At 68.2% G+C, this 18,835-nt stretch carries 11 protein-coding genes; 4 read left to right on the forward strand and 7 right to left on the reverse strand.

The annotated features are described in order from the left end of the window. The first annotated feature begins 36 nt into the window (after positions 1-36). From VZC37_RS00135 to VZC37_RS00145, 3 genes are read left to right on the forward strand one after another with little or no spacing between them, the layout of a single operon-like run. Positions 37-5,352 carry a glutamate synthase-related protein gene (locus tag VZC37_RS00135; RefSeq protein WP_330430395.1) on the forward strand — a complete coding sequence of 1,772 codons (5,316 nt, stop codon included), beginning with the start codon at positions 37-39 and terminating at the stop codon, positions 5,350-5,352. A 1-nt stretch (position 5,353) separates the two neighbouring features. Beyond that, positions 5,354-7,183, forward strand: a complete 1,830-nt coding sequence (locus tag VZC37_RS00140) for a sulfite reductase subunit alpha (protein WP_330430396.1) — start codon at positions 5,354-5,356, stop codon at positions 7,181-7,183. 45 nt (positions 7,184-7,228) lie between these two features. Then, positions 7,229-8,248 carry a ChuX/HutX family heme-like substrate-binding protein gene (locus VZC37_RS00145; protein WP_330430397.1) on the forward strand — a complete coding sequence of 340 codons (1,020 nt, stop codon included), beginning with the start codon at positions 7,229-7,231 and terminating at the stop codon, positions 8,246-8,248. 65 nt (positions 8,249-8,313) lie between these two features. On the opposite strand, the gene rho is transcribed toward VZC37_RS00145, so the two are convergent. From rho to argS, 6 genes are all read right to left on the reverse strand, one after another. Continuing rightward, positions 8,314-10,353, reverse strand: a complete 2,040-nt coding sequence (gene rho, locus VZC37_RS00150; protein ID WP_330430398.1) for a transcription termination factor Rho — start codon at positions 10,351-10,353, stop codon at positions 8,314-8,316. A 330-nt stretch (positions 10,354-10,683) separates the two neighbouring features. Next, on the reverse strand, positions 10,684-11,688 hold the full coding sequence (thrB, locus tag VZC37_RS00155) for a homoserine kinase (RefSeq protein WP_431309291.1): 1,005 nt from the start codon (positions 11,686-11,688) through the stop codon (positions 10,684-10,686). Then, complete coding sequence (gene thrC / locus VZC37_RS00160; RefSeq protein ID WP_330430400.1) at positions 11,669-12,748, reverse strand: threonine synthase; 1,080 nt, start codon at positions 12,746-12,748, stop codon at positions 11,669-11,671. The genes thrB and thrC overlap by 20 nt, the downstream gene beginning before the upstream one ends. Further along, positions 12,741-14,051, reverse strand: coding sequence for a homoserine dehydrogenase (locus VZC37_RS00165; protein ID WP_330430401.1), 1,311 nt, complete (start codon positions 14,049-14,051; stop codon positions 12,741-12,743). Before VZC37_RS00165 ends, thrC begins: the two co-directional genes overlap by 8 nt. Next, a complete protein-coding gene (lysA, locus tag VZC37_RS00170) occupies positions 14,048-15,469 on the reverse strand; it encodes a diaminopimelate decarboxylase (protein WP_330430402.1) in 1,422 nt (473 codons plus the stop codon). Before lysA ends, VZC37_RS00165 begins: the two co-directional genes overlap by 4 nt. Continuing rightward, positions 15,466-17,118 carry an arginine--tRNA ligase gene (gene argS / locus VZC37_RS00175; protein ID WP_330430403.1) on the reverse strand — a complete coding sequence of 551 codons (1,653 nt, stop codon included), beginning with the start codon at positions 17,116-17,118 and terminating at the stop codon, positions 15,466-15,468. The genes lysA and argS overlap by 4 nt, the downstream gene beginning before the upstream one ends. A gap of 161 nt (positions 17,119-17,279) precedes the next feature. Between argS and VZC37_RS00180 the strand changes: the two genes are divergently transcribed. Beyond that, entirely contained in the window at positions 17,280-18,083 is an 804-nt protein-coding gene (locus VZC37_RS00180) for a DUF305 domain-containing protein (RefSeq protein ID WP_330430404.1), read from the forward strand. Between the two features lie 44 nt (positions 18,084-18,127). Here the strand turns inward: VZC37_RS00180 and VZC37_RS00185 are convergent, their stop codons facing one another. Continuing rightward, complete coding sequence (locus VZC37_RS00185) at positions 18,128-18,790, reverse strand: hypothetical protein (RefSeq protein ID WP_330430405.1); 663 nt, start codon at positions 18,788-18,790, stop codon at positions 18,128-18,130. Between the last annotated feature and the right edge of the window lie 45 nt (positions 18,791-18,835).

Genomic DNA, 18,835 nt, shown 5'->3' on the forward strand with positions numbered 1-18,835 from the left:
CCGTCCACTCCCGGGCGGACCGGACACGAGGATCGAATGCGCCCAGATCTGCACCGACCACACCTGCTGTGGGACCCGAGCGACGAGACGAGCAGCTGCGGAGTCGGCTTCATCACCCGTAAGGACGGCGTGCAGAAGCATTCGGTGATCACCAAGGCGCGGGAGGCGCTCTGCTCGGTTCCCCACCGCGGCGGCATGTCTGCGTTGGGGGTGGGCGACGGCGGTGGTGTGTCCATGGATCTGTCGTTGCGGTTCTTCCGCAAGGTCACCGGCCGTGCCGATCTGGCCCTGGGTCGCTTCTGCGTCGGGAACTTCTTCCTGCCGACGGACGCCGGCGGCGCCGACCGCGCCGCGCGGCTGATCGAACGCACCATGCGCGGGCGGGGTTTCGGTGTGCTCACCGTCCGTCAGGTCCCCGTCGACGATTCCGCGCTCCGGCCTGCCGCCCTCTCGTATCAACTGCCCATCCGCCAGTGGGTGTTCTCGGCCCCCGAACCCTGCCCAGACCCCGCCGAACTCGACAATGCGGTTCAGCAGGCACTGCTCGACATCGAGGCCGTCGCATACACCGAGCCGGAGTTGGCGGGCCTCTATCCCCTGTCCCTGTCGGCACGCACGCAGGTCCTCAAGGGGCGCCTGTCCTCGCCCGAGGTCATCGACTACTTCACCGATCTGTCCGATGAGGACCACGCCGTCCACACCCTCTACTTCCACACCCGGTTCTCCACCAACACCGACCCGCACCCGACGATGGCCCAGCCGTTCCGGTTCCTCGCGCACAACGGAGAGCTGAACACGGACAAGAAGAACCGGATCGCCCAGGTGACCGCTGCGACTGCGCAACACCGCAGCATCGTTCGCCCGCCCGGTCAGTCCGACAGCAGCCGCCTCGACCAGACGGTCGCCGCGAGGGTCATCGAGGACCGTGTGGATCTGGTCACCGCGATCGTCTCGATGATGCCCCCGGCCTGGGAAAACGACGCCACCCTGTCCGAACCGGTCCGCGCGATGTTCGAGTACTTCTCCCTCACCGAGGAGAAGAACGACGGTCCCGCCGCGGTCGTCTTCGGCGACGGAACCGTGATCGGCGCCCGTCTCGACCGGCTCGGCCTGCGGCCCCTGCGCACCGTCGAGACCACCGCCTATCTCTGCGCATTCTCCGAGGCCGGACAGATCGCCTTCCCTCCGGAGTCGGTGATCGCCCGCGGCCGTGTCTCGGCCGGCGGGATGATCTATTACGACCACCGCGAGCAGCGCACCTACACCACCGCCGACGCCTATGAGAAGCTCGCCGCGGCACGCGATTACCCGGCGTTGCTGCGCGCGGCGAAGGTCGATCTCGACGAGGTCGTCGTCGATGACGGCGCGCCGGCTGCGACACCGGACGCCGCCGACTCACCCCTCACCGATCATCAGCGCTACCGCGCATACCTGCTCGACCAGGAGAGCTTCCGCTACTTCGTCGATCCCATGCTCACCGACGGGGCCGAACGCGTCTCCGCCATGGGTTTCGGTAATGCGATCAACGCATTGACCGACATCGAGCCGAGCGTGGCGCGATTCTTCTCCCAGCGTTTCGCCCAGGTGACCAACCCACCGCTGGACAGCATCCGTGAAGCCGACGGCATGACCCTGCGGGTCGCGCTGGGCGCACGTCCTGCCACCGTCCCACACTCGGGACAGCGCACCCGCCAGATCATCCTGCGCACACCAATTCTCGATGTATCGCAGCTCGATCTCCTCCTCCGTCAGCGAAATACCCCGATCGGGGTGTTCGATGCATGCTTCACGATCCGGCCGGCCGGCACCGACCAAGAGGACCGCGACGCTCTGGTGGCGGCGCTCGATCGGCTCGGCGACGAGATCGTCGACTTCGCTCGTCGTGACGGCGGGATCGCCGTCCTCACCGATCGCGGCATCGCGCCGACCCGTGCGGCGATTCCGATCATCTTCGCGGTCTCCGCCGTCAACCAGCGCCTGATCGCCGCCGGCCTGCGGCTTCGGGTGTCCCTGGTCGCCGACACCGGGCAGGTGGAGTCATCGCATCATCTCGCCGCCACACTCGGATTCGGTGCGGCCGCGGTACATCCCCACTCGGTCGTGCGACGGGCAGCGGCACTGGGCGGGGAGTCGAACCAGCCGGCCGAGGCCTTTGCCCGGTGGGCCAAGGCAGCCGAGAAGTCACTGATGAAGACGATGGGGCGAGTCGGGCTGTGCACGGTGGAGAGTTACATCGGCGGCGAGTTCTTCGAACCCAACTTCCTCGACACCGACGACGACCATCTCCGACGTTGGTTCCCCAACCTGCGCGCCCCGGTCGGTGGCGTCGGTCTCGCCCCGATCGTCGCAGCACTCACCCGGGCCCATCGGGCGGCGATCACCGAGGCGCCGTCCTCGGACAAGGATCTCCCCCTGCTCGGCCTCTTCAAGGAGCGCTCCGACGGTGCGGGACACTCCTTCGGCGCCACCGCCGTCCGCCGCTATGCCGACCTCACCACCGAGAAGATCAGCTTCGCGACGGCGGACCGGGAATCCCCGTCGGCGACCGACGCGGACCGGACCGACGGGCTACGGCTACTGACCCTCGGCACGCTCGACGACGCCTTCGGCCTCGACGCCGCCGCCTACACGGACAGTTCGTATGACCGTTTGTCCGACAACGACATCGACATGTTCACGATCACCGACGCCTATCGCGCGTTCGTCGACGGCATCGGGGCCCGCCGCGGGGTCCGACCGAGTGCACTGCGCGACATCCTCGACCCGGCCACCGACCACTCCGGCGCCATCGGCCTGACCGACGTCCAACCGGCCCACGAGATCACCGCCACGTTCGCCTCCGGTGCCATGAGTCACGGCGCGCTGGTGGCCCCCGCCCACGAGGCGGTGGCCCACGGCACGAACATGGTCGGTGGGCTGTCCAACAGCGGCGAGGGCGGCGAGCACATGTCTCGCTACGGGACCATCCGTGCCTCGGCGATCAAACAGTTCGCCTCCGGACGGTTCGGCATCTGGGCCGGCTATCTGGCCGACCCGATGCTGCGCGAACTCGAGATCAAGATCGGCCAGGGCGCCAAACCCGGGGAAGGCGGCCAACTCCCCGCACCCAAGGTGACCGTGGAGATCGCCGCCGCCCGCGGGGGTACGCCCGGGGTGGAACTCGTGTCGCCGCCACCGCATCACGACACATACTCCATCGAGGACCTGGCCCAGCTCATCCACGACTGCAAGGCCGCCCGGGTTCGCGTCATCGTCAAACTCGTGTCGTCCGAGGGCATCGGGACGATCGCGGTCGGTGTCGCGAAGGCGGGTGCCGACGTCATCAATGTCGCCGGCAACACCGGTGGCACCGGTGCGGCGTCGGTGACGAGCCTGCGCTACGCGGGCCGGGCCGCCGAGATCGGCCTGGCCGAAGTACATCAGGCGTTGTGCGCCAACGGCCTTCGCCAGAAGGTGATCCTCCGGACATCCGGTGCACACCAGACCGGGCGCGACGTCGTCACCTCTGCCCTGCTGGGCGCAGACAGCTTCGAGTTCGGCACCTCGGCATTGATGATGATCGGCTGCGTCATGGCCAAGAACTGCAACATCAAGTGCCCGGCCGGGCTGACCACCAATCCCGAGGTGTTCGACGGTGATCCGCGCTCGATGGCCCAGTACCTGCTCAACGTCGCACATGAGGTCCGCGAACTCCTGGCCGATCTCGGGTTGAACAGCCTCCGGGCCGCGCGTGGGCGAACGGATCTGTTGTCGCTCGTGGACCATCCCGCGCTCGTCGGCGAACTGCGGTCGGACGCACTGTTGGCGCGTATCGATCCGGTGGCGATCACCGATCCGGTCTATCTGGAGCGCGACTTCGCGATCGACGACGAGATCGGCGAGCAGGTTCACGCCGCCCTGATCGACGCCCACGCCGTCGACGTCGACGTCCCGGCGCCGATCCTGGGCAACCGCAACAAGAGCGTCGGCGCACAACTCGCCGTGGACATCGAACGCACCCTGAACCACCGGCTGACCGCGGCCGAGGCCGAGGCCCTCCCGAGCGTGTACGTCGACGAACGCGGACGTCGGTTCCTGGCGCCGGACACGGTTCGGGTCACCACCAGTGGCTCCGCCGGGCTATCCTACGGCGCCTTCTGCAACGACGGTATGCGGCTGGAGCACACCGGAACGTGCAACGACGGTGTCGGCAAGTCGATGTCGGGCGGGACAGTAGTCGTCCGCTCCCCGGGCGGCGGGTCGACAGCGGTCGGCGGCAACGTGCTGATCGGCAACTTCACACTGTTCGGCGCCACCGGCGGTCGGCTGTTCGTCGAGGGTGAGGCCGGCGACAGATTCGCCGTCCGCAACTCCGGTGCAACCGCGGTCGTCGAGGGTGTCGGCGAATTCGCCTGTGAGTACATGACGAACGGGGCAGTGCTCAACCTCGGCGGCTTCGGCAAGGGCCTCGGCAACGGGATGAGTGGCGGATTCGTCTACCAGTACGACCCGGCCTGCGTGCTCGACGATCGCATCAGCGGGGCCGACATGGTGGTCGGCGCCATCACCGGAGTCGACGACCCGCTCGCCCCCATCCATCACCACGCCGTCCGACTGATGCTCGAGATGCATGTCGCGGCGACCGGTTCGGCTCTGGGCATCCGGCTGCTCGAGAACTGGGAGACCGAACGTCACTACATCGCGTACGCGATGCCGAGGGCGCTGGTCGCCTACCAGGACAGCGACGCGCTGGTCGCGTCGATGTCGCATCGCGCACTGCTCGACGAACTCTCGTCGTCACTGGCGGGTCACCAGGTCCGGTCGCTGAAGGTCGCGATCCGCAGCGGCGCGCCCGTCGCCGACGGCGCGGTGCCCGCATACGGCGAAACCGACACTCACGACATGTACCGATTGCTCAACGCGTTCACCGTGTTCGAGCTCGCGCGTCAGGTTGCCGGCGCGAGACTGGCCAAGAGGATCGGTGCTGCGGGTCGGGGCGTCGGGGGTCAGGGTGCGTCGCCGGATGAGCACGCGGTGGCCCTGGGCGCCCGAAACCTGGTACTCACCGAGGACTTCGACCTGGTGTCGCGGGTGGCCCGGTATGCGCGGGACGTCCTGGCCGGTTACACCGCAGAGCATCTGGCCGCCCTCATCGCCGCCAAACGCGTCGACGACTACAAGCAGGCACTCGCCCGACGCAACGTCTGGTCGATGGACGCGCCCGGCACCTACGGCTGGATCCTTGTGCAGGATCGAAAGAATCGCGACAGATTGGGTGCGTTGCCCGGTTTCGACGAACTGTTCGCGGCTATCGCGCTACCCGACGTCGCGGCCGGCGTCCGAACCTCGACCGACACAGCAAAGGTGGGATGACATGCAACTCCCCTACATCCCGGCGGATGTCCCGTTCACCGGGGACCAGAAGGCCTGGCTTGCCGGGTTCCTCGCGGGTCTCAACACCCGGATCGCGATGCCGACGTCGCCCACGGCGGTTCCGGCGAGCGCGCCCAACGGTGCCGAGGCATCCCCCGGCGGCGCGGTGACGTTGCAGATCGTGTACGGAAGCCAGACCGGCACAGCGGAATCGGTGGCCGAGCAGATCGAGGACCTGGCCCGTCAACACGGATTCGAACCCGTTCGGTGCGACCTCGATGCACTGGACATCACCGCGTTGTCGGCGGCGCGCCGACTCCTCGTGGTCACCTCCACCTACGGCGAGGGTGAGATGCCCGACAACGCCGAGCTCTTCTGGCAGGCACTCGCAGCTCCGGACGCCCCGCGCCTGGACGGACTGTACTACGGCGTTCTGGCACTCGGGGATTCGATCTACGACGGCTTCTGCCAGGCGGGCAAGAACATCGACAACCGCCTGGCCGAGCTCGGTGCAACCCGTGTCGTCGATCGCGTCGACTGCGACGTCGACTTCGAGGATGCCTCCGCCGAGTGGATCTCGCGTGCCGTCCCCGCTCTCGCCTCCGTCGACGATGCCGCAACACCGGCCGACGTCGCAGCACCGCCGACGGAGCAGGTCGCGCCCGAGCAGCCGACCGCGACGCCGGCGAAGGCGCCACGGCGCCCGAAGTCGAAATGGACACGCAAGAATCCGTATCCGGCGACGGTCGTCGCCAACACTGTGCTGTCGGCCCCGCACTCCGAGAAGGAGGTCCGGCATCTGGTGATCTCTCTGGGAGACAGCGGCATCGAGTACGCACCCGGCGACGGGATCGGCATCACCCCGGTCAACGACGCCGAGCTGGTCGACCGCGTCATCGCCCGACTGGGTGTGCCGCCGGACACGGTGATCGCCGACCGCAAGTCGGAGCGATCGCTGCGTGATGCGCTCACGCATCACTACGAGATCTCGACCCCGTCGAAGTACCTCGTCGAGTACATCGCCGCCCGCAGCCAGGATGCCGAACTCACGCATCTGATCGCGACGGGCGACCACGAGGCGCTCGACGCGTGGCTGTGGGGCAAGGACGTCCTCGATCTCCTCGACATCGATCCCACACTCACCATCACCCCGGACGAACTGCTTGCCGAGCTGCGTCCACTGCAGCACCGCGTCTACTCGATCTCGTCGAGCCCCCTCGCACACCCGGGCACGGTGCACATCACGATGACCACCGTGCGCTATCGCTCCGGCGACCGGCAGCGCGGCGGGGTCTGCTCGACCTACCTCGCGGATCGGCGCACGGAGGGATCGCAGGTCGACGTGTTCATCTCGGCGAACAACTCGTTCCGGCCGCCCGCCGATGAGGCCCGGGCGATCATGATCGGACCCGGCACCGGCATCGCACCGTTCAGGTCGTTCCTGCATGAACGCGCCGCACGTGGTGCGCGAGGGGCGAACTGGCTGTTCTTCGGTGACCAGCACCGCGATCGTGACTTCATCTACGCCGACGAGGTCGACGCCTTTGTCGCCGACGGCGTGCTCGACCGGCTCGACCTCGCGTTCTCCCGCGACCAGGAGCACAAGGTCTACGTGCAGGATCGGATGCGCGAGAACGGGGCCGACCTGTTCACGTGGCTGGAGGACGGCGCCCACCTCTATGTGTGCGGCGACGCGACCCGGATGGCCCGTGACGTCGACACCGCCCTGGTCGAGATCGTCGCCGAGCACGGCGCCATGTCCGCCGATGCGGCGAAGGACTACGTCGACAACCTCAAACGGGCCAAACGATATGCCCGAGACGTGTACTGACCGACACCCACAACCCCTGTGACCAACGGGAAAGGACCGGCAACGATGCCAGAATCGCCCCGCTCATCCGACTCCGAGAGCACCGGCGGGACACCGCTACGCCCGTGCGGCCGCAGCTGCCGGTGCGCTCGGTCGTCCCACGCGACCAGTGACCTCGACACGCTCCTGGCGACTCCGGGATTCTCCGGGAGTCTGCTCGGTGCCGACGTGCCCGCCGTCGCGCGGCGGCTACCGCTGCTCGAGCAGGTCGTCGGGGTGACGGTCGCCGGTCCGGTGCTCATGAACGCCGTCGGGATGCACGAGACACCGGTGGGAAGCGGCGGTGCCATCCGATGCCGGCCGTCGCGAATCACGCTGCGGATCAACCCCGCCCGTCTGGGCTCGGCTCTGATCACCGATCCGGCCGCACACATCCCGCCGACCCTGCGACTCTTCGACACCGACGGCAACACCGCGCATGCCACATACCTGACCGAGCGATCGGATCGCCTGGCGTTCGAATCTCTTGCTCTCGGTATCGGTTCCGGCGATGACGAGGGGTCGGCGTCGGACACCGGTGCGCTCACGGTGGCCGACGCGGCCCGCGACGACATCGGTGACGACGGCGTTCCCGCCATCGATCAGGTCGCCCAGTTCGATGCGATCCTCGACGACGGGGGCGTCGGTCGGCTGATGACGTTCCCCGGTCTGCGGCACGCGGGCCACACCCGCGTCGAATCGCGACGGGTGATCGCGGCCCTCGAACACGCCGCGCTGTTGGGTATGCCCGCCACCCTCGTCACCACCGCGCCGGGTTGCCTGCAGATGCACCACGATCAGCTCGACGGCGCACGCGAACACCGTGGATCGATGGTCATCGCGGGCGGGACGTGCCGCGCGATGATCAATTTCGACCTGGTGTCCGAATGCTGGGTCACCTGGTCGGACGGGGTGTGGGGGCGCACCGGTTCGATCGAGCTCTACGACCGCCACGGCCGGTGCAGCCTGGTGGTCACCCAGACCGGTCCGGTGCCCATGACCTCGTTCGAGGCGTGGAACCAGTTGGTGACCGACCTCGCCGACTGAGTCCGCCCACCGGCTGACTCCGCTCGCCGACCGGTGCCGGTTCGGCACCGGTCGCGGCGAGGCGATCAGTCGTCGTTCATCGCTCCCGGAGCGGTCTTCTGCACCTGCATCAGGAACTCGACGTTCGACTTGGTCTTCTTGAGCTGGCTGATGAGCAGGTCGATGGCCTGCTGGGAATCCAGGCCGCTCAGCACCCGGCGGAGCTTGTGCACGATCTGGAACTCCTCCGGCGACAGCAACAACTCGTCCTTGCGGGTACCGGACGGGTTGACGTCGACCGCCGGGAACACCCGACGCTCGGCGATCTTCCGGTCGAGCTTCAGCTCGGCGTTGCCGGTGCCCTTGAACTCCTCGAAGATGACCGTGTCACCGGTGGATCCGGTCTCCACCATCGCCGTGGCGATGATCGTCAGGGAGCCGCCGTGCTCGATGTTGCGCGCCGCGCCGAGGAACCGCTTGGGCGGGTAGAGCGCGGTGGAATCGACACCACCGGACAGGATTCGGCCGGACGCCGGCGACGCGTTGTTGTAGGCGCGGCCGAGCCGGGTGATCGAGTCGAGCAGGACCACGACGTCTTTGCCGTTCTCCACCAGGCGCTTTGCGCGTTCGATGGCGAGCTCGGCGACCGAGGTGTGGTCTGACGGCGGACGGTCGAAGGTCGAGGCGATGACCTCACCCTTCACCGAACGCGTCATGTCGGTGACTTCTTCGGGACGTTCGTCGACGAGCACCACCATCAGATGGCATTCGGGGTTGTTGATGGTGATGGCGTTCGCGATGTCCTGCAGGATGGTCGTCTTACCGGCCTTCGGCGGGGAGACGATCAGGGCGCGCTGCCCCTTGCCGATCGGCATGATCAGGTCGATGACACGCGTGTCGAGTCGCTCGGGCGACGTCTCCAGACGGAGCCGCTGATTCGGGTACAGCGGCGTCAGTTTGCCGAACTCGGGACGCTTCTTGGCGGTGTCGATGTCGGTGCCGTTGACCGAATCGAGACGCACCAGCGGGTTGAACTTCTGCCGCTGGTTGGGCTGCTCACCCTCACGCGGCACCTTGACCGCACCGGTGATCGCGTCGCCGCGCCGCAGTCCGTTCTTGCGGACCATGTTCATCGACACGTACACGTCGTTCGGCCCGGCCAGGTAGCCGGAGGTCCGGACGAAGGCGTAGTTGTCGAGGACGTCGAGGATGCCGGCGACGGGCTGCAACACATCGTCGTCAGAGACCTGGGGCTCGCCCGGACCCGACGAATCGCGGTCACGCCCACGGCGCCGCTCACGGAACCGGCGTCCGCGGCGACCCCGGCCGCCACCGTCACCGTCACCGTCGTCATCCCGGTTGTTCTGATTGTTCCGGCCACCCTGGTTGTTCTGGCCGCCCTGCTTGTCCTGGCCGTCGCGCTGGTTCTGCCCGTCGCGCTGGTTCTGGCCGTCGCGCTGGTTGTTGTCGCGCTGGTTGTTGTCCCGGCCCTGACCGTCGCGGCCGCCCTGATTCCGGTTCTGGCCGTTGTCGCGTCCCTGGTTCCGGTTGCGGTTGCGACCACGCTGGTCGTCGCCGGCCGACTCGTCGGACTGGGTCTTCGTGTCGGTGCTCTCGGCAGCATCTGCGGAGCCGGCTTCGGTCCGGGCGGTCTCGGCCGCGGCCGATGCGGCAGCACCGTTGTCGGCGGCGCTGTTGTCGGCGGCGGCGTCTTCGGACGCGGCGCGCGCCCGGCGACGACCCCGGGCCGGCGCCTCACCGCCGTCTGCCTTCGGTGCGGACTCGTCGACCTTCGGCGAGGCGGACTCGTCGGCCTTGGCCGCGCGGGTCTTGCCCTTGCCCGACTCAGCGTCGGACAGGGTCATCTGTCCGGCATCGCCCTTCGACGACGTGCCGGCCTGACGCTCCTTGATGGCGGCGATGAGGTCGCCCTTGCGCATTCCGGAGGTCCCTTTGATGCCCAGCTCTCCGGCCAGGGCACGCAGCTCGGTCAGAACCATCCCGGAGAGGCCGGTACGAGACTTCGTCGAGGAGGCCCGGGTGGTCGAACTCACCGCGGACGAGGAGTCGCCGTCGGTGGCGCTCGTTGTCGGGGCTGGTGCGGTGATCAGGTCCGTATCCGTCACGGATGTCCTTTCGTTCCCCCACACAGATCTGGACTGCGCTGGGGTTCCTTTGTCACCCCGCCGTACTTCGGGCGGGCTTCGTCCTCGTCGGAGGTGTCCCTGGGATTCTCCTCAGAAGACGGTCAGAAGAAATGTGTCCGCTGCGGTGTGTCCGTTGATCGTGCTCAGGGACTCCGGACAGAAGATCGTGCGACCGGCACCGGGCCGACAGCCTGGATCATAGATCGGAGAGGAGCACGGCAAGACAAGCCTGCGCGGCTAGACCAGTATATGGTAACTCGCCCGAGAGGATTCCGGCAACACACCCTCGATTTCCAGAGAATGGCGTGTTCAGTCCGACGACCGGCTGATCTCGACGCCTCCGGCGATCGCCACCGTGGACGCCACGAATCCCGAGGCCGAGGCCACTTCACGCACGTCGGCCGGGACCGGGCCGATCGACAGCACGAGGACGGTGGGTCCGGCGCCGGAGACGGTCGCGGCGAATCCGCGCTCGCGTAGCTCGGCGACCAGCGCGGCGGTGGGCGCCATCGCCTCGGCGCGGTAGCCCTGATGCAGCCGGTCGTCGGTGGCGGCGAACAACGCGGTCGGGTCCGAGGTCAACGCGACGACCGCGAGGGCTGCTCGACTGACGTTGAAGATCGCGTCGTGCCGCGGCACCGAGTCCGGCAGCAGTCCGCGGGTGAACGAGGTCGAGGACTCGGTGTCGGGGACGAACACCGTGGCGGTGATGTCGGGGTGCACCACCAGCCGGCGTGCCCGGTAGCGGTTCTCGGGGCCCCCCTGCTCGGTCCAGGTGACGACCGCCGAACCGAGCACACTCGCGGCGGCGTTGTCGGGGTGACCCTCGAACTCAGACGACAGTTGCACCAGTTCGTCGGGGTCGAACGGTGGCCGAATACCCGCCTCGGCCAGCAGACCGGACGCCGCGGCCAGGCCCGATACGGCGGCCGCCGCGGATGATCCGAGGCCGCGGGAGTGCGGAATCGCGTTGACGCAGCGCAGTTTCAGACCTGGTGCGATCGCCCCACCGGCACTCAGCCCACGCGCGATCGCCCGAGCGACGAGGTGGGAGCCGTCGTGGGGAACCTCGTCGGCGGCCTGACCGGTGACCTCGACCTCGATGCCGTCGGCGGTCGTCTCGACGATGATCTCGTCATAGATGCCGAGCGCTACGCCGAGGCAGTCGAAGCCGGGGCCGAGATTCGCACTCGACGCCGGCACCCGAACTCTGACCGAGATCCCTTCGGGAATCCGCACTTTCGCATCGGTCACGGCAATGTCGTCGGTCATCGTGATGCCCGCTCCGGGCGCTTCAGCGGACACCGAGGGCATCGGCCACAGCGATCGGGTCCACCGGGATCGCCTCCACCTCGGGCATGCCCGCCAGCGCGGTGTCCGGGTCCTTGAGGCCGTTACCGGTCACGGTGCAGACGACGGTCGACCCGGCCTCGATCCAGCCGTCGGCGCGGGCGGCCAGCAGGCCGGCGACGCTGGCCGCCGACGCAGGCTCGACGAAGACACCTTCACGGGCGGCAACCAACCGGTAGGCCTCGAGAAGCTTCTCGTCGGTCGCCGCGCGGAACTGGCCCGCGGACTCGTCTTTTGCCGCGACCGCCTGATTCCAGCTCGCCGGGGAGCCGATGCGGATGGCGGTTGCGATGGTCTCGGGGTCCTTGACCGGCGCGCCGTTGACCAGCGGGGCGGCGCCGGCGGCCTGCACACCGAGCATGCGCGGCACAGAGGCACTGACCCCGTCGCGATGGTATTCGGTGTAGCCCTTCCAATAGGCGGTGATGTTGCCCGCGTTCCCGACCGGCAGGGCGTGGACGTCGGGTGCACGACCCAGCACGTCGACGATCTCGAAGGCCGCGGTCTTCTGGCCTTCGATCCGGGACGGGTTCACCGAGTTCACCAGTTCGATCTCGCCGAACTCCGCGGTGGCCTTGCGGGCGAGTTCGAGGCAGTCGTCGAAGTTGCCCTGGACCTGGATGATCTTCGCGCCGTGCATGACCGCCTGGGCCAGTTTGCCCATCGCGATCTTGCCCTCCGGGATGAGGACCGCGCAGGTGATCCCCGCGCGGGTCGCGTAGGCGGCGGCCGACGCGGAGGTGTTGCCGGTCGACGCGCACAGCACGGCGGTCTTGCCGTTGTTGACCGCGGTGCTGACGGCCATCGTCATCCCCCGGTCCTTGAACGACCCGGTCGGATTGAGGCCCTCGACCTTCAGATACACCTCGCAGTCGGTGAGCTGCGACAGGTGCGGGGCCGCGATGAGCGGCGTCCCACCCTCGAGGAGGGTGACGACCTGCCAGTCGTCGCCGACCGGCAGTCGGTCGCGGTAGGCCTCGATCAGTCCGGGCCAGCGCTGATGCACCGGGGTCACGTCAGTCATCGGTTCCTTCCAATCGCAGAACACTGGACACCTTGATCACGGAGTCCATGTCCTCAAGTGCGGCAACGCATTCCGACTGCGCTCGGTCCGGTGCGCGGTGGGTGACCAGGATGAGGCGCGCGTCGTCGCCCGCGCCTTCCTGCCGAACCGCGGCGATGGAGACCGACCGCTTGGTGAACTCACCGGCCACCTGGGCGAGCACACCGGGCTTGTCGGCGACCTTCATCGAGATGTAGTAGCGGGTGGGCACATCGTCGATCGGCGCGATCGGCAGCGACGCATAGGTCGACTCGAGCGGCCCTCGCCCCCCGTGCACCTTGTTGCGCGCGGCCATCACCATGTCGCCGAGGACCGCCGACGCGGTGGGCGAGCCACCGGCACCCTGACCGTAGAACATCAGCCGACCGGCATTCTCGGCCTCGACGACGACGGCGTTGAACGCTCCGTTCACGGTCGCGAGCGGATGACTCAGCGGGATGAGTGCGGGATACACCCGCGCGGAGATGCTCTGCCGGCCGTCGGTGCCGTGCACCCGCTCGCAGATCGACAGCAGCTTCACGGTGCAGTCGAACTTCTTGGCCGCCACCAGATCGGCGGAGGTGACCGACGAGATCCCCTCGCGGTGCACGTCGGCCGCGGTCACCCGGGTGTGGAAGGCGATGGACGCCAGGATGGCCGCCTTGGCCGCTGCGTCGTAGCCCTCGACGTCGGCCGTCGGATCGGCCTCGGCGTACCCGAGCCGGCCCGCCTCGGCGAGCGTGTCGTCGTAGTCGGCGCCGGTCTCGTCCATCGCGCTGAGGATGAAGTTGGTGGTGCCGTTGACGATCCCGGCGACCCGCTCCACCGTGTCACCGGCCAGCGATTGCATGAGCGGGCGGACGACCGGGATCGCTCCGGCGACCGCGGCCTCGAAGTACAGGTCGACCTTCCGGGTGGCCGCAGCGGTCGCCAGCTCACCGGTGTACTCCGCCAGCAACGCCTTGTTGGCGGTGACGACCGACTTGCCGTTCTCCAGTGCGTTGCGGATCAGTCCACGCGCCGGGTCGATCCCGCCCATCAGTTCGACGACGATGTCGACGTCGTCGCGGGCGACGAGTGCGGCCGGATCGTCGGTCAGCAACTCCTGGGCGACCTTGCGCGGCTTGGCGAGATCGCGCACGGCCACACCGCGCAGCTCGACCGGGGCGCCGACCCGCGACTGCAGGTCGCCGGCACTCTCGTCGAGGATGCGCACGACCTCGGCGCCGACGTTGCCCATGCCGAGCACGGCCACGCCGATCGTGCGGTCCGGATTATCTGTCATTCGGTCACCTCCAGGGCGAGGAAGTCGTCGATCGTCTCGCGACGCAGCATCAGCCGTGCCGATCCGTCGCGGACGGCCACCACGGCGGGTCGCATCGCCATGTTGTAGCGGCTCGACATCGAGTAGCAATAGGCCCCGGTGGCCGCGACCGCCACCAGGTCCCCCGGTGCGACGTCGCCGGGCAACCAGCAGTCCTTGATGACGATGTCACCGCTCTCGCAGTGCTTGCCGACGACCCGACTGACCACGGCCGGGGCATCGGAGACCCGGGAGACCAGGCGGATGTCGTATTCGGCCTGGTAGAGCCCGGTGCGGATGTTGTCGCTCATGCCGCCGTCGACACTCACGTAGCGGCGCGTCAGGTTCTTGCCGACGGTCACGTCCTTGACCGTTCCGACCCGGTAGAGGGTGACCGTGCCGGGGCCGGCGATCGCGCGGCCGGGTTCGACCGCGATGGTCGGCATCGGTAGGCCGAGCGCAGCGGATTCGCGGCGGACGATGTCGGCGAGCGTCTCCGCGACGTCGCCGATCGGCAGCGGGTCATCGTCGGGCAGGTAGGAGATGCCCAGTCCGCCACCGAGATCCACCACCGACAGCTGTGCGGTCTTATCCACACCGAACTCGGCGACGACGTCCTTGAGCAGTCCCAGGACGCGGTGGGCGGCGAGCTCGAATCCGTCCATGTCGAAGATCTGCGAACCGATGTGGCTGTGCAGGCCGACCAGGCGAAGATTGTCGGTCGCGAACACCCGGCGCACCGCAGCCATCGCGACACCGCCGGCCAGTGCGAAACCGAACTTCTGGTCCTCGTGCGCGGTCGAGATGAACTCGTGCGTGTGCGCCTCGACGCCGACGGTCACGCGGACGAGGACATCGGCGACGACGCCGCGCTCACCGGCGAGCGCGTCGAGCCGTTCGATCTCGATCATCGAGTCGCAGACGATGTGACCGACACCCATGTCGAGCGCCATGGCCAGTTCGTCGACGCTCTTGTTGTTGCCGTGCAACGCGATCCGCTCCGGGGGGAACCCAGCATGGCGGGCGATGGCCAGTTCACCGCCGGTGCAGACGTCGAGGCACAGGCCCTCTTCCTCGACCCACCGAGCCACCTCGGTGGACAGGAACGCCTTCGACGCGTAGTGGACGCGCCCGTACGGGCCGAAGGCCGCGAGCATGTCGGCGCACCGCGACCGGAAGTCCGCCTCGTCGACGACGAACAACGGCGTCCCGTAGGTCTCGGCGAGTTCACCGACCCCGACACCGGCGAGCCGGACCTCGCCGGAATCGTCGCGGGCGGCGTGCCGCGGCCACACGTTCGCGGGGATCGTCGCGAGTTCGGCAGGACCATTCGGCCGCTCCGCGAGGTGCGGCGCGGCAAGGAGTTCGGCGTGCCGGGGCCCGGCCGGGTGCGCGTTCACATCCGCTCCGGGGCACTCACGCCGACGAGCCCGAGGCCGTTGGCGATGACTTGTCTGGTCGCGTCACACAGCGCCAGTCGTGCAGCGTGGATGTCGCCGGGTGTTTCATCGCCCTGCGGGAGGACGCGACACCGGGCGTAGAAGCGGTGGTAGGCACCGGCCAGGCTCTCCAGGTACCGGCAGATCCGGTGCGGTTCACGCAGTTCCGCGGCGGTGGCGACCACTTCGTCGAAATCGCCGATCGTCCGGATCAGTTCGCCCTCCGCCGGGTCGTCGAGCAGGTCGAGGTGAGCGGTCGACATCGCCAGCCCCAACTCGGCGGCGTTGCGGTCCAGCGCCGAGAGCCGCGCATGCGCGTACTGGACGTAGTACACCGGGTTGTCGTTGGACTGCTTGCGGAGCAGGTCGAGGTCGATGTCGATGTTGACGTCCACCGAGGATCGGATCAGCGCATACCGCGCGGCGTCCACACCGACGGCATCGACGAGATCGTCGAGAGTGATGACGGTCCCCGCCCGCTTGCTCATCCGGACCGGTTTGCCATCGCGGACGAGGTTGACCATCTGGCCGATGAGGACCTCGACGGTGGCCGGATCGTCGCCGAGGGCGGCGGCCGCGGCCTTGAGCCGGCTGATGTAGCCATGATGGTCGGCGCCGAGCATGTAGAAGCACAGATCGAAGCCGCGCTCGCGCTTGTCCTTGTAGTACGCGATGTCACCTGCGATGTAGGCGGCGTCACCGTCGCTCTTGATCACGACCCGGTCCTTGTCGTCACCGAAGTCGCTCGACCGCAGCCACCAGGCGCCATCGGCCTCGTACAGATTGCCGTTGGCCTTGAGTTCGGCGATGCACTTGTCCACCAGACCCGAGGTGAACATCTTGTTCTCGTGTGTGTAGACGTCGAAGTCGGTGCCGAAGTCGTGCAGGCTCGTCTTGATCTGGTCGAACATCGATTCCACGCCGACGGACCGGAAGGTCTCCAACCGCGCGGCGTCGGGCTGATCCAGCACGCCGGGCACCTGTTCGACGACCTGCGCGGCGATCTCGGCGATGTAGTCACCGGCATAACCGTCGTCGGGTGTCGGCTCCCCCTTCGCCGACGCCTCCAGCGACCTGGCGAACCGGTCGATCTGGGTGCCGTGATCGTTGAAGTAGTACTCCCGGGTGACGTCGGCGCCGCGCGCCGACAACACCCGTCCCAGCGCGTCACCGACCGCTGCCCACCGGGTGCCGCCCAGATGGATGGGCCCGGTCGGGTTGGCGGAGACGAACTCGAGGTTGATGGTGCGGTCGGAGAGCTCAGAGCCGCGACCATAGGCGGCGGCATCGTCGAGGACGGTCGCGACGACGGAGTTCTGCGCAGCGGCCGCCAGCCAGATGTTCACGAATCCGGGTCCCGCCACCTCGGCTTTCGCGATGCCGTCGGTGCTCGCGAAGGCGTCGGCGAGCCAGCCCGCGAGATCACGCGGCGCCACCCCGAGCTGCTTGCCGAGCCGGAGCGCGATGTTGGTGGCGTAATCGCCGTGGTCGGCGTGCCGCGGACGCTCTACGACGACGGTCTCGGGCACCAGTGAATCGTCGAGGCCGCGGTCGCGGACGACGGTCAGGGTCACGGTGCGCAACAGCGCAGCGAGGTCGGCGGGAGTCACGGTGCACCATCCTATTGGCCCACGTCCCGGCGGGGACAATCGCCTCCTGCCGCCGGGCCGGCGACGATCGTCAACCCGACGAATCGGACGGTGCGTACACTGACCGGCGCCGTCGAGAAGTAGCGCGGTGGAGTCTGCCGTCCGTGTGAACAGGAGTGACCGTGACCGATCCGGATCCGCGCCCCGCCGACGCACCCTCGACCTCCACGGCGGACCCCGACCACGAGCCGTCGTCGGCCGCCTCGCGCCGGACACTGATGACCGCCCTCGCCACCGTGGTTGCGCTGCTGGTGGGTATCGGACTGGCCATGGTGATCTCCACGATGGTGCGCAGCGACGACGCCGCCGCGGCCGCGCCGGCCGAGGATTCCGCGGCCGTGGGTTTGACGCAGGACATGATCCATCACCACGAGCAGGGCGTGGAGATGTCGACGATCGTGCTCGAGAACGGCACCGACCCGCAGGTCCGCGATCTCGCGGTGCAGATCCTCGCGGTGCAGAGCAACGAGATCGGGCACATGGAGGCGTGGTTGACGGCGTGGGGATACCCCCACGCCGGCACGGACACGTCGATGGCGTGGATGGGCCATGGGGCGGCCGGTTCGGGGCACGAGGCGCATGAGGGCCACGGTGCGCACACCGGTTCCGCGCTGCCGTCGAGCCCGGCGGCATCACCCGCAGCCGGCGCCGAGTCCCCGGCGATGCCCGGAATGGCGACGGAGTCCGAGATGGAGCGACTGCGCGCGCTGCGCGGACCCGAGGCCGACATCTACTTCGTGCAGTTGATGCTGCGCCACCACGAGGGCGGCCTGCCGATGATGGATCACGCGATGAATCCCGACAACGTCTCCGAGGGCGATGTCCGCGAGCTGGCGACCGAGATGCGCGAGACCCAGGACGCGGAGATCGCGCTGATGGAGACGATGCTGGCCGAACGCAATGCTCAGCCGCTGCCGATGAACTGACGTCGTCGATGACCTGACGTTTGCAGACCGACATCGGCTTCGGGTCAGCGAGGTGCGGTTCTGGGTAGCGTCAGAGCGGCCGACACCAGGAAGCAGATAGCTCCGACGAACGTTCCCGCGGTTGCCACCGACGCACTGACCACGTCACCCGACGCGTTCACGTACGCGCCGACCGCCGAGGCACCGAAGGCGACACAACCCAGCAGGTTGATCTGCGTCGCCCACCAGTCCCCGCGATGCGGCGCCCACAGGCGGACCGTGTGGGTGAGGACGACGACGGCGAGGACCCCGCTCACCAGGAACGCGACCGAACCGGCGGCGTCGGGCGTCCAGACACGCCGACGTTCGTCGGCGATCGTGTCGGCGTTCAGGGCCGCCGCCGTGCTCACGTTGAACAGCAGGGTGCCGGCGAACTGCGTTGCCGCCGACAGCCACTCCATCCTGATGTGCCTGCGCCCGTCGGAGGTGTCGACCACCGCTGCGCCGCTGAGGACGAACTGGATCAACGCTGCGCCGGTGAAGAACCAGGCGCCGACGAAGAAGCACACGTTTGCCACCGAGGCGCCGGCCCAGTCGACGAATCCCGGCGCCGACCCGAGGGCGAACAGCGCCGAACCGATCATGAAACCCCAGCACTGTTTGCCGAGTGTGGCTGTCAGGACGCGTTCGGAATCACCGAGGGCTGCGGCGCCGGCGTTAGTGCTCATGCGCACATCTTGGGGTCAGAACCACGGTCGTGCGCGGTGATCGCG

It is taken from the genome of Gordonia sesuvii (genome assembly GCF_036350415.1).
GTDB lineage: Bacteria > Actinomycetota > Actinomycetes > Mycobacteriales > Mycobacteriaceae > Gordonia > Gordonia sesuvii.